Source organism: Traorella sp. mt218 (assembly GCF_055420025.1).
The window spans coordinates 63,281-76,356 of the sequence record NZ_JBVAYM010000005.1 but is presented as its reverse complement, the minus strand read 5'-3'; the positions used below and the strand labels follow the sequence as shown (position 1 = coordinate 76,356).

Here is a 13,076-nt window from a genome sequence, read left to right as displayed (position 1 = left end):
AAAATGGAATTTAAATTCTATAAAACAAAATCCAAAGTGGATGGTCTTTCATTAGAGGTAATGGTCATTGAACCTGAAAGTGATGCGAAAGGGATTCTTCAGATGTGCCATGGTATGGCTGAAAATAAAGAAAGATATCAGTCTGTAATGGAAAAGATGGCAGAAAAGGGCTATATCTGTGTCATGCATGATCATCGTGGACATGGCAATATCAAAAATGAGGATCTTGGATATTTTAATGATTCCACTGGAAATGCCATTGTGAGTGATGTGATTCAAATTACGGATGAGATCAAAATAAAGTACCCTGATCTTCCCATAATCTTATTTGGACATTCAATGGGAAGTCTTGTCGTACGCTGTGTCATGAAAAGAAATGACGATGCATATGCAGGTTTGATCGTTTGCGGTTCACCATCTAAAAATCCACTGACTCCTCTGGCAATCATGCTCGTAAAAGTGATGCGTCTTTTCTTAGGCAAACGCCATCGCTCAAAACTGATCGATAAATTAGCGTTTGGTACTTATAATAAAGGTTTTGATGAGGTCTATTATCCACATTCGTGGATCAGCAGTGTAAAAGAAGTGCAGGATGCTTATCAGGCAAGCGATAAGTGTGGTTTTCTGTTTACACTTAATGGTTATCTCAATCTGTTTCTGCTTCTGAAAAATACCTATGACCCAAATGGATGGCAGATGAAAAATAAAGACTGTCCGATTTATTACATCGTTGGTGAAGAAGATCCATGCCGCATCAGTGAACAGGATTTTAATAATGCCGTTAATTTCATGAGAGATCGTGGATATACCCATGTAGTGAGTAAAGTCTATCCTCATGCCCGTCATGAGATCTTAAATGAATTCTGTAAAGAAGAAGTCATGCAGGATATGTTAACATTTATGGATAAGATAGTCGGATAAAATGAAAGAACATAGCATGTTTTATCAAAAATGATAGATGTGTTATGTTTTTTAACAGGTTTTCTTGTATGATAATGGTAGAGATGGAGGATAAATGATGAATAAAGTAGAATTTGTATTAAAAAGTGTTTTTAAGTTCTTATTTTATGTTTTTATTTTCTTTTATTATGTTATAAAGAAAGCAAGTGAAAAGGTATGAGAGAGCTTGTCCAATCAAAGAGATAAATGTTGTATTTTATAATATTTTTCATGTAAACATAAGGCATAAAAAATAAAGGAGAATAATAATGGACTTATATGGAAACAAACCTGGAAAATACTTTGACAAGAAAATCAATGAGAAAATGTTAATTGGAAGAGATTATTATGAAAATCATGAAGAAGATAAAGCAAGGCCTTATTATGTGGAAGTATTTAGATATCTGATCAACTTTGCGAAAAGAAAAGGCATCAAAACGTTAGATGATTTAGATAAGTGCGGTATCATGGAAGATTTCGCAATGAAGTTTATTGGTGATTATGAAATCATTGTTTATAATTCAAAAGAAGATCTGCAGATGTTTTTAGATATGCAAAGAGAATATATGGATACGTTTGAATTGACGGATCTGGATTATGAAAATGCATTGCGTTTAAAGGTGACTCTTTTATTTAAGCTGGGACGGGCTGAAGAAGGAGAAAGAAATATCGTAAAGGAATTAAAAAAGAATCCAAAGTGGTTATGGGGCTATGTTGAGCTTGTGGATGACTTTACCTCTTATCATAAGGATTTAGAGAAGGCAAAGTATTATTATGAACTGGGTCTTAAAAATGCCGCTGATGATCCTGATTTTGATGCCTTGAAAGAAAGAGTGGATATGTTGGAGTAAGCAAAATTAAATCAACAAATAACTATAAAAAAGCATAGGCTCAAACTTACGTCTGAGCCATAGCTTTGCAGTCCATCTTTCGATGTGACTCTGATAAAGAGTCTTGCAGAATTAATTTGTGCTTACAAACATGTCTTGTGCTTATAGACATCTTTGTAGCTATAATTTAACATTTTAATAGTTGTTTGTCAATAATATAAGATAACGATTCGAATATGGAAAAGAAGGGAAATTTATGAAAAAGTATAGATATATTCTAGGGTTAGATATGGGCGTTGGTTCTACAGGATGGGCTTGTGTATTGGTAGATGAAAATAATGAGCCTTATCTTATTTTGGACTTAAATTCAAGAATTTATGATCCAGAAGGTGCTTCAGTTGAAGATAGAAGAATTTTCAGAGGCACAAGAAGAGTATTAAGAAGAAGAAAAAGACGTGTTCAACGTACAAAGAATTTATTTTTCAAAAATCATTTTTTATCCAAAGAACAGTTAGATGAGATTTATAAGAAAAACAAAAACCCTTATGAATTAAAAATTAAAGGTAAAAAAGAGGCATTGACATATGAAGAATTACTTGTAGTTCTTGTTCATTACGCAAAAGGGAGAGGATTTAAATCCAATAGAAAAATAGATGAACAGAATGCGAGTAAAGCATCTGCTGCAAGTGAAGAACAGAAACTGCTTTATGCAAAGCAAACATTAGAAAAAGAATTAGCAGCGAAAAAAGCAGAAGATGCAAATTATACAATTACAAATTATCTTCTTGAAAAGCAAAAAGAAACAGGCAGAATACGTAATACAGGTGGAGAATATTTATATGGCATCACACGATCAATGATTGAAGAAGAAGTGATGATGATCCTTTATAAGCAAAAGGAATGTCATCTGATTGATGATGCATTTATCGATGAATATAAAGAAATTCTTTTTAGACAGAGGATGTTTTCAGAAGGACCAGATTGTGGGCCTTATCATAACCCATTAATTAAAATGATTGGTAAATGTGGTTTTGAAAAAAATCAGCCAAGAGCACCTAAAGCATCCTTTACCTATGAATTATTTACTTTGGTACAAAAGCTTCAAGATCTTCGTTATCATGAAAAAGGTAATTATGAAAAGAAAAAGCTTACTGCTGAACAAGTCGATCAGCTTGTGACAATTGCGAAAAAGAAGAAAAAGATTACTTATGGAATGGTTAAAGATGTTATTGGTGAAGATATTGAATTTTATAATTTGAGAGTCAGTAGAAATGAATATATTAAAATTGTAAAAGATATTGCTGGGCACCCTGAAAAAGATTTAAATCAGGAAATAGAAAAAGCTAAGCTCAATGTAGAAATCTATAAGTTAAAGCAGTATGAAGAAACGAAAAAACAACTTAAAAAGTTAGGCATTGACTATGAGCTTTCTCCAATGCAGTATGATTTAATTGCTGATTGTCTGACAAGAAATAAGTCAGATGTAGAAATAGAACGCTATTTGAATGGAGATCGTGATTCTTTGCTGGATGTAACTTTGAATGATGTTGAAAAAGAAGCTGTAAAGAATATGAAAGATAAGGGATTTAAGGAATTTGGAAAAGTTTCTTTGAAATTCTTATATAACATTCTTCCACATATGATTCGAGATGGAATGAATTACTATGAAGCTTGTAAAGAATGTGGCTATGATCATACAAATAAAATAATGAATGATACTGAATATGATGAGGTACCAGTAATTGATGATGTTTTAGAAAGATTAGAGAAAACGGTAACGAATAAAACAGTTGTTCGAACACTTGTTGAAACTAGAAAAGTTGTGAATGCGATCATACGCCGTTATGGAAAACCAGTAGAAATCCATATTGAGTTAGCACGTGAATTGACCAAAGATAAAAATGAACGCAAACAGATTCAAGATGAACAACAGTTCAATCAAATTAAAAATGATTCTATGCGTGCCATGATCTACTCAAAACATCCGGACAAATTCAGATCTGTAAAGGAGATTAGTTCACAGGATTTGATTCAATATCGTTTATTTATGGAACAGGGAGGAATATGTCCATATACATTAGCCATTACAGGTGATGAAAATGCCTCTCGTATAAACGAAAGTCAATTATTTACACCTGATGTTGAAATTGATCATATTATTCCATATACTAAAACTTTTGATGACCGTTATGAAAACAAAGCATTAGTATTAAAGAAAAGAAATGCAGAAAAAGGTAATCGTATTCCTTACGAGTATTTTAAATCAAATGATGCAAAAGGAATCCATAAATATAGTAATTGGATCAAACAAAGATCTCAGATTTCTATACAAAAGAAGGAAAGATATCTTGCTCAGAGAATTGATCAGAAATTTATGAATAATTATCGAGCTAGAACAATTAATGATACTCGATATGCTGCTAAGGCTTTTAAAGAAATTATGAGCTATTCATTTCCTAATATTAAGATTCGTTCCTTTACTGGACAGGTAACAGCTAAATTAAGGGGTGTTTGGGGCTTAAATGGCTTGACGCATTCCATGCATGAAAAAGATTATACTTTGAAGAAAATAAATCACTCTGAATTAAATGATTTATATAAAAAGCTAGATCAAATGACTGTCGACGGTATCAGTACAAAAGACAAAGAAATGAAGGCTTTATTAAATAAGGTCAAAAAAGTATATGATGAAGATGATAAGGTAAAAAATAGAGAAAATCATTTGCATCATGCTTTAGATGCGGCAATTCTTGCCTGTGCTACAGATAAGGTTCGCAGAAGAGTTGAAGTTGAAGAAATGGTCAGACGACAAAAGGGAATGAATGAAATTGCTTATGAAGTCATAACAAAACAAGATGAGAGCACAGGTGATATTTTAGAAACAAAGACGGAATATATGACAAAAGAAGAATATCAAAGTCAAAAAGATATGATATTATTTGAGAGTAGAAACAAATTCCCACTTCCTTATGCTTATTTCGATAAAGAAGTGATTTTAAGAGTATATGAGAGAGATCCGAAAATTTTAAAAGAGGGGATTTTGAATCTGTATAAAGATAGGATTAATAGCGGTAAAGAAAAGACCTTAACAGTAATGCCGACATCAGATATTTTGAGTCTAATAAAACCGTTATTTGTATCTCATCATTATTCAGCAAGAATTTCTGGTCAGCTTCATAAAGCAACTTATTATGGAGTTAAAGAGGCAGAAGAAGGACTTGTCATGACAGAAAGAATATCGATTACATCTAAATCATTCGATAAAAAGAAACTAGAACAAATCTATGATAAAGATACAACTCAGCGTTATATCTATGAAGCTGTAAAAGAATGGCTTGGTTCTTGTAAAACAGGTGAAGATGCTTATAAAACAAGAAAGTGTCTGCCAAAGAATAAGAATGGTAATGTGATTAAAAAGGTCAAGTTAAACGATGGGATTATAAAAGAATCATTTGCAATTAGAAAAGGTATCAAGCAATATGTCGATAAAACAGATGTATTACAAGTACATGTATATCGAAGAAAAAATGATAATAAATTGTATTTTGTAGGTATGGACCGCTTTAGATTGATGAATGCTGATAAAAGAGAGGATTTAACTCTTATATTATGGTATGGTCAAAATAAATATTTATCAATAAAACAGGATGAATTGGAAAAATACGGATTTGTAACTAAACCAATGATACTATACAAAGGTCAGACAATTCTTTTAGAAACAACTTCAGGTAAAGGGTTATGTCAATTGTCAGGATGTGCTTCAGGTAAACTAGAAATTAAAAGTAATTTAGGTGATGCTTATGATCTATTACAAGATAAGCTTATTAATAAAATAGGTGGAAGATATCAGGTTACCATATCTACTATAAAATCTATAAAGCCAATCAGTGTTGATGTGCTTGGAAAGATTCACTCAAATGTCTTATAGATGCATTTATATACGACGTGCTGATAAAATTAATTTACGAGATAATAATCTTGTTGTGAAAAATAGTGAAAGAGAGGTTATTGTACCTCTTGAAGATATCGCAATGATATTATTAGAAGATAATCATTCACTTTTAACAGCAAAGCTAATCTCCTCTCTTTCTTCTTATTACATAGGATTAATTATCTGTGATGATAAATATATGCCTGTTTCATTAACGTTACCTTTGCATATGCATTATAAGCAACTACGAGTCTTTCATATGCAGTTAGACGTTAAAAAGCCATTCAATTCTCAGTTGTGGTTTCGTATTGTAAAACAGAAGATCATAAATCAAAGAAGAGTAATAGAAATGACTACCAAGGATGAATATGCCATAGATAGACTTTTAGAATGTGAAAAGGAGCTTAAATCAAATGACAAGACAAATAGAGAGGCACTAGCTGCTAAATATTTCTTTTCTGGGTTATACGGCAGCTTATTTATCAGAAAAAGAAAATCGGAAGATGAAATCAATGCTACCCTTAATTATGGCTATACTATTCTAATGGCAAATATGAGCCGAATCTTGGCAATGTATGGATTTAATACGATCATTGGTATTCATCACATTTCAGAATCTAATAATTTTAATTTAAGTTGTGATTTAATGGAGCCTTTTCGTCCAATGATTGATTTAGTTATTTATCAAAATATCAATAATCTAAGTTATCCACTCACTAAAGATATAAAGAAAGAATTGATTGAAACATTGACAAAACCTGTTCGAATTAACAATAAGAACTATCTTATTCAATATGCTATGGAAGAAATGGTACTAAGTTATATAAAAGCCCTAGAAAATGAAAATTCAGAGTATTTGTTACTTCCGTCTTTGTTAGATGAAGAAAATGTGAGCGTTGGTGATGACTTCTTATAGAATTATGAGAGTACTTGTTTTATTTGATCTTCCTTCAGTTTCAAAAAGTGAGAAAAGAAGTTACGTTAAATTTAGAAAAGCTTTAATGGATGATGGATTCATTATGATGCAGTTTTCTGTATACTCACGTTTTTGTAGAAATGTACAAGATGCTGATAAGCATATTGCTCGTGTTAAATCTATTGCACCAAAAGACGGCAATATCCGTATTTTGTGCATTACTGAACGTCAATTTGAAGAAATGATTCTTGTGATAGGGGAATTATCCGAAACAGAGAAAAAAGTAAAAAGAGATAGTGTGGTGATAATAGAATGAAAATAGATTATGAGTATGAATCTTATCCATATCATTTAGAATTATCTAAAATTAATATTTTTTTTGGAGGGACGTCTAGTGGAAAATCAGCTATGGCTGATTTTTTCAATAAGTCATTCACAGGGCAAAATAAAATATTTATGATTGAACATCAAAATGTTTCAAAAAATGATTTTGAAGTTACATATATATCTGGTAATGCGAATCTTAATGATGAAATTAAATTGTCCTCAAAAACACTGTTAAGTAAAATTATAAAAGAAGTATTAAATGATTTGGATGATCAGATTCTAGAAAAAATTAAAGATAATATAAAAAATGAAATGTTGCCTGTAACTAATGAAATAAAACTTAAATTAAATTGTATAACAGATGACCCATATGATTCGGATTTATATGTAGATGATTTAATGAAATTATTAAAAACATACTATGTTTTTTTTGAAGAAGGGAATATTTTATCACCTTCAAAATCAAGATTTTTAACTTTGTCATTAACAACGTTGTTAAACAAAGAGAAAGAAAGAAACATCATTATTATAGATGATTTTGATTTATACTTAGATTTATCACAAATGCTTTTATTGATTGAAAAATTTAATAATAGTCAAGATTGTACATATTTCTTATTTGTAAGGTCAGTTGAATTATGTGACATATTGATTCATCAACATAAAATATTTCTTATAAATAAAGATATGATGGATTTGGAGAAATACTTTCTTAAACTAACTAATGATTTAATAAATCAATCTAAATTAGACTATTATCCAATACTTGTGGATGATGAAATCAAGTTACTAAACTATTCGTTAAAAACATATTACCTTAAAGAAATATTACATGTTATTTCATCTAAGTATCCCAAATTAATTATTGAAAATTTGAAAAAAAGTGATTTTTATTCTATAGAATTTATAGAATTGTTAGAAAAAATATAAAAAATATTACTAATAAAATATTAAAATTTATGCTTAAATGGGACCATATAGTTACTTTTACTTGATTACTAATAAAGAATCTTGTAGAATTAATTTGTGCTTTACCGCATGACGATCTGCGTGGAAGTCATGGCGGAATAAAGAATCTTGTAGAATTAATTTGTGCTTTATCTTCTACAGGCCCGTCCAGTTTGACCGTTAGAATAAAGAATCTTGTAGAATTAATTTGTGCTTTATCGCAATATTTCTCCTAATGGCGGTGTGGATGAATAAAGAATCTTGTAGAATTAATTTGCGTTTAATCTTTCTCCATGAATTTAGTTAATACAATATTTGAAATAGAAAATTTTGAAAATAGCATTAATAACAACACAATAAAAAATGAATTGTTATATCTTAAAGGATATACAAAAAAAGATATGATTTCTAGGATGAATAGGAATCAATCCCCTACCAACCATGAATCATATCCTAATCAAAATACAACAGACCAAGATGGAAATGTCAAGTACTCTATAGGGATCGAAGCTGATGATCTCAAACAAAAATAATTAGATATTTAAATAGAAAATAATGAAAGACATGTCTTATTCTAAAGGTGGAAAAGTGTATCCTAAGAATGTGATACTTGCAAACATAGCGTGGATGGAGCCTACATAGGTATGAAGATTTAAAAGCCAGTAAGCATAAAGAAAAACATAAATAATGAATCTTCAAAATATGTGCTTGAATTAAAAAATGAAATTATACTGTCAAGTATTTTAACTTTCCAGCAAATAAATCTTGCCTATTGTTGGGGTTTGTGGTAAACTACTTACGTTAAGCAACGAGGTGATTTCTTTGAAGTGGACGAAAAGTGAATTACTCCAGGCTGAAAACAACACGATTGAGTTTGATGAAATGATTGAATTCAATGAAGCTGATTTGAAGAAGGTAAGCCACTTAAGGAAGTTAAAGGATGTTGAGGTATCAGGTGATATTCATTATGATGTTTCTACTGAACTGGCGATTGCCAATATTCATGTGAGAGGGATCATGGTGGTGCCCTGCAGCATTTCTTTGGAAGATGTGGAAGTGGAGTTTGATACATCTTCAAGTGAAGTTTATTCATTTGAAAAGAATCCTCAGGATGTGGATGTTCATGAAACAAAGAAAGATACCGTCGAGTTGTATCCGGCAATTTTCCAGCTGATTGTAATGGAGATTCCTTACAAGGTTGTAAAAGAAGGGGTCAAGTATCCCAAGGGAAAAGGCTGGGAGGTTGTAAGCGAGGAGGAATTCAATTCATCTAAAAAAGATGAAATCGATCCTCGGTTAGCAAAACTAAAGGATTTCAAGATAGAGGAATAGGTGAGGAGGTAGCAAGATGGCTGTTCAACAAAGACGTAACTCTAAAACTAGAAAAGCTAAACGTAGAACTCACTACAAGTTAGCGGCACCTACATTGGTAAAATGTCCTAACTGTGGAGCATTCAAGAGAACTCACAGAGTTTGTGGAGAGTGCGGTTACTACGATGGTGTAAAAGTTGCCTAAGAAGAGTCGATGACTCTTTTTTTATTTTGTGTAGTGTTGTATAATCACAAAGAGGTGTTTTATGAAACTGTTGCTGATCAAAGGAATTCATTTTCTGTTGTCGCTGATGGGAAGAGGGGGCTCTTTACCGGGGACGATTGCGTTGAAGATGGATGCAGATATATTAAAAAAATTTAAGATGCCTGAGAAGGTCATCATGGTTACGGGAACGAACGGGAAAACAACGACGAGCAATCTGATCGTGGAATCATTTGCTAAGGCAGGATATCGTGTCATTGGCAACCGTAAGGGTGATAATCTTAAAGAGGGTATCGTTACTTTGTTGTGTACCCATTCCTCTTTGCGATATGAGGTGCAGACAGATGTCATGGTGCTTGAAGTGGATGAACTGACGGTCATGCGTGTTTTCAAGGATCTTGGGGTCACAACTTTTGTTGTGAATAACTTTTTCCGCGATCAATTGGATCGTGCAGGAGAAATGGAAACGATCGTGCGACGTATTGAGTCTGTGTTAGATGATTATGAGGGACATTTGATTTTAAATGCTAATGACCCTAATGTCGTACGTCTGGCGGATCGTGCTAAAAAAGCAGATATTCATTATTATGGCGTAGGTAAAAATGCAGTATCATCAGAAACGAGTAATGAAGCCAGTGAGGGAAAATTCTGCCCACGCTGTGGACGGCCGTTGCATTATGATTATTATCAGTATTCACATATTGGTAAGTTTGCCTGTGAATGTGGGTTTGGTAAGAATGACATTGAATATTTTGTAGATGCGATTGATTATGAGAATGAAACCTTTACGATGAATCAGAAGACATATCATTCATTTCAAAATGCCATTTATGCGATTTATAACTGTGCGGCAGTTTTGTGCTGTATGGGTGTCAATGGTGTTTCTGATGAATGTGCGAATGAAGTCTTTAAAACTTTCACGATGCATAAAGGACGCAATGAATTGTTTGATTTAAATGGCAAGTGCCTGTTGAATCTGGTGAAAAATCCAACGGGTGCCAATGAAGTAATGAAGGCTATCATGAAAAATCATGAAGATAAAAATATCATGATCATTTTGAATGATCATGATCAGGATGGACGTGATGTTTCGTGGATCTGGGATGCTCACTTTGATCTTTTGATTGATGAGCATACGAAAAGAATTTTATGCAGTGGCACACGTGCCTATGATATTGCCTTGCGTATGAAATATGAAGGCTATGAGAATATTGAAGTCTATGAACATGTTGAGGATGGTATCATTCGATTGAAAGAATTGAAGGAAGATGCCTATGTGATCGCTACTTATACTGCCTTGCAGTCAACACGTTCAATCATAAGGAGGCATGCATCATGAATCTGAAAATATGTTGGATGTATCATGATCTGATGGATCTATATGGTGATAAGGGAAATGTTCAAGTGCTGAAGATTCGTGCCCAGAAGCGTCATATTGAATGCATCGTAGATACATGCTCACTCAAAGAAGAGAAGGATCTAAGTAATTATGACTTATTGTTTATCGGTGGTGGTGCCGATAAGGAGCAAAGCCTTTTGGTAGAGGATCTGTTGAGTCGTAAAGAGAATATTCAAAAGGCCATGGATGAGGGAAGCTTTGTTCTTTTGATTTGTGGCGGTTATCAGTTGTTTGGCAAGTATTATTTGGATGGCGATGGCAATAAGATCGAAGGGCTTGGTTTTTTTGATTATTATACTGAAAGTGCTTCGCGTGATGTCCGCTGTATTGGTAATATTGCAATCGAAGCAGATGTGGAAGGGGAGAAATTTAAGGCCGTGGGTTTTGAAAATCATGGCGGTCAGACGAAAAATGTTTCGACACCTTTCGGCAGGGTGCTTAGCGGTCAGGGAAATAGCTTTGGCTGTGGCTTTGAAGGCTTTTATAACGGGTCTGTCTTAGGTACTTATATGCATGGTCCTTTATTGCCTAAAAACCCTCAGATTGCTGATTTGATCCTTCGTAAAGCTTTGAAGAAGCGTTATGGCGATGTGAAGCTGGAACAGTTAGATGATACGCTGGAAAATAAAGCCAGAGAGGTAATGTTAACAAGGATTTTAAAAGCTTAGTGATGAAAGATCGGGAGAAAAATCCGGTCTTTTTTTATGGCTTTTCATATCCAATTTTTACTTAAATTAACACAAAGCGTCTAGCAAGCGTGCTTGACGCTTTTTTAGAATGTATTTGTTTTTCTTTTAATTAATTTTATGAAAAAAAGACTATACAATTTCATGCATTTCTTTTATAATAGTGGTATAAAGTAGCGCAAAGTGGTAGAAAGTGGGTGATGATATGTTCATGGGTGAGTATTCTCACAACCTTGATGCGAAGGGAAGACTGATTATTCCGGCTCGTTTCCGCAGCGAACTGAAGGATGGACTGATTCTCACTCAGGGACTGGATGGATGCCTGACACTTTATACCAGTGAAGCATGGGAAAAGATTTATGCCCAGCTTCAGACTTTGCCGACTACGAAATCACAGGCCCGTGCGTTTGTCCGCATTCTGACAAGCAAGGCATGTGAGGTGGAGATTGATTCGCAGGGACGTATTTTGATTCCTGCCAATCTGATCAAACAGGCAAACATCAAAAAGGAATGTGTTGTGGTAGGTGCCGGCAGCAAGGTTGAAATCTGGGCCAAGGATGTTTGGGAAGAGTATATGTCAAACAGTGAGGAAAGCTTTGAGGAATTGGCTGAAAGCTTAACGGAATTTATGCTATGAAACATGTAAGTGTATTATTGGATGAATGTATTGAAGGCTTAAATATCAAAGAGGATGGCATCTACGTGGATGGTACGCTCGGAAGAGGCGGTCATTCCGCAGAAATTCTGAAACGAATTCCTAAAGGACAGCTGATCTGTTTTGATAAGGATGCAGCAGCCATTGAAGAGAGTCGTGAGCGATTATTGAAGATCGGAACGAATTTTACTCTGATACATAACGGCTTTAAGCATTTAAAAGAAGAACTTGAAAAGTTACACATTCAGGGCATTGATGGCTTGCTTCTTGACCTGGGTGTCAGCTCACCGCAGTTTGATGAGGCTGAGCGTGGTTTTTCCTATCGCTATGATGCGCCATTAGATATGAGGATGGATCAGAGCCAGTCACTGAGTGCCGCAACTGTGGTCAATGAGTATTCCTATGAAGAACTGTGCCGGGTATTTCTTCGCTATGGAGAAGATCCCTTTGCGAAACAGGTAGCCCGTAAGATCGAACAGCGACGTGTTGAAAAACCGATCAAAACAACATTTGAATTGGTCGATTGCATCAAAGCTGCTTATCCGGCAAAAGTGCTCAATAAAAAAGGACATCCGGCAAAAAAGATTTTTCAGGCGATTCGTATTGAAGTAAATGATGAGCTTCATGAGCTTGAAATCTGTTTGGAAGAGGCCTGTGAATGTTTACATACAGGCGGCCGGATTTGTGTGATCAGCTTTCATTCATTGGAAGATCGTATCGTGAAAGATACATTTCGGCGTAAAAGCAGTGCAGAGGATGTCGATAAGCGTATCCCATTAAAAGCAAGTGAAATCAAACAGGCTGATTTTCGTTGTATAAACCGTAAGCCGATTACGGCAAGTGAAGAGGAATTAGCGGTGAATAACCGTTCTCATTCCGCTAAATTAAGAATATTGGAAAGGGTGAAATAA

12 protein-coding genes are annotated in these 13,076 nt (G+C 33.8%); all 12 read left to right on the top strand.

Annotation, left to right across the window (positions count from 1 at the left end; all coding sequences use genetic code 11):
* The first annotated feature begins 3 nt into the window (after window positions 1–3).
* A complete protein-coding gene (locus ACZYT3_RS04085; protein WP_464087780.1) occupies window positions 4–921 on the top strand; it encodes an alpha/beta hydrolase in 918 nt (305 codons plus the stop codon).
* Window positions 922–1,208: 287 nt separating this feature from the next.
* Window positions 1,209–1,790, top strand: coding sequence for a hypothetical protein (locus ACZYT3_RS04080; RefSeq protein ID WP_464087779.1), 582 nt, complete (start codon window positions 1,209–1,211; stop codon window positions 1,788–1,790).
* A gap of 235 nt (window positions 1,791–2,025) precedes the next feature.
* Window positions 2,026–5,697, top strand: a complete 3,672-nt coding sequence (gene cas9 / locus ACZYT3_RS04075; protein WP_464087778.1) for a type II CRISPR RNA-guided endonuclease Cas9 — start codon at window positions 2,026–2,028, stop codon at window positions 5,695–5,697.
* On the top strand, window positions 5,663–6,616 hold the full coding sequence (gene cas1 / locus ACZYT3_RS04070; RefSeq protein WP_464087777.1) for a type II CRISPR-associated endonuclease Cas1: 954 nt from the start codon (window positions 5,663–5,665) through the stop codon (window positions 6,614–6,616). The genes cas9 and cas1 overlap by 35 nt, the downstream gene beginning before the upstream one ends.
* Window positions 6,603–6,932 carry a CRISPR-associated endonuclease Cas2 gene (cas2, locus tag ACZYT3_RS04065; protein ID WP_464087776.1) on the top strand — a complete coding sequence of 110 codons (330 nt, stop codon included), beginning with the start codon at window positions 6,603–6,605 and terminating at the stop codon, window positions 6,930–6,932. The genes cas1 and cas2 overlap by 14 nt, the downstream gene beginning before the upstream one ends.
* On the top strand, window positions 6,929–7,873 hold the full coding sequence (locus ACZYT3_RS04060; RefSeq protein WP_464087775.1) for a hypothetical protein: 945 nt from the start codon (window positions 6,929–6,931) through the stop codon (window positions 7,871–7,873). The genes cas2 and ACZYT3_RS04060 overlap by 4 nt, the downstream gene beginning before the upstream one ends.
* Before the next feature lie 831 nt (window positions 7,874–8,704).
* Window positions 8,705–9,223 carry a YceD family protein gene (locus ACZYT3_RS04055; RefSeq protein ID WP_294562383.1) on the top strand — a complete coding sequence of 173 codons (519 nt, stop codon included), beginning with the start codon at window positions 8,705–8,707 and terminating at the stop codon, window positions 9,221–9,223.
* A 16-nt stretch (window positions 9,224–9,239) separates the two neighbouring features.
* Window positions 9,240–9,407 (top strand): 50S ribosomal protein L32, encoded by a 168-nt coding sequence (gene rpmF / locus ACZYT3_RS04050; RefSeq protein WP_071442421.1) that lies wholly within the window; start codon window positions 9,240–9,242, stop codon window positions 9,405–9,407.
* Window positions 9,408–9,468: 61 nt separating this feature from the next.
* Window positions 9,469–10,764: a DUF1727 domain-containing protein gene (locus ACZYT3_RS04045; RefSeq protein WP_464087774.1), complete on the top strand. Its 1,296-nt coding sequence runs from the start codon at window positions 9,469–9,471 to the stop codon at window positions 10,762–10,764.
* Window positions 10,761–11,492 (top strand): type 1 glutamine amidotransferase, encoded by a 732-nt coding sequence (locus ACZYT3_RS04040; protein WP_294562324.1) that lies wholly within the window; start codon window positions 10,761–10,763, stop codon window positions 11,490–11,492. Before ACZYT3_RS04045 ends, ACZYT3_RS04040 begins: the two co-directional genes overlap by 4 nt.
* 211 nt (window positions 11,493–11,703) lie before the next feature.
* Window positions 11,704–12,147, top strand: a complete 444-nt coding sequence (gene mraZ / locus ACZYT3_RS04035; protein ID WP_464087773.1) for a division/cell wall cluster transcriptional repressor MraZ — start codon at window positions 11,704–11,706, stop codon at window positions 12,145–12,147.
* Complete coding sequence (rsmH, locus tag ACZYT3_RS04030) at window positions 12,144–13,076, top strand: 16S rRNA (cytosine(1402)-N(4))-methyltransferase RsmH (protein ID WP_464087772.1); 933 nt, start codon at window positions 12,144–12,146, stop codon at window positions 13,074–13,076. Before mraZ ends, rsmH begins: the two co-directional genes overlap by 4 nt.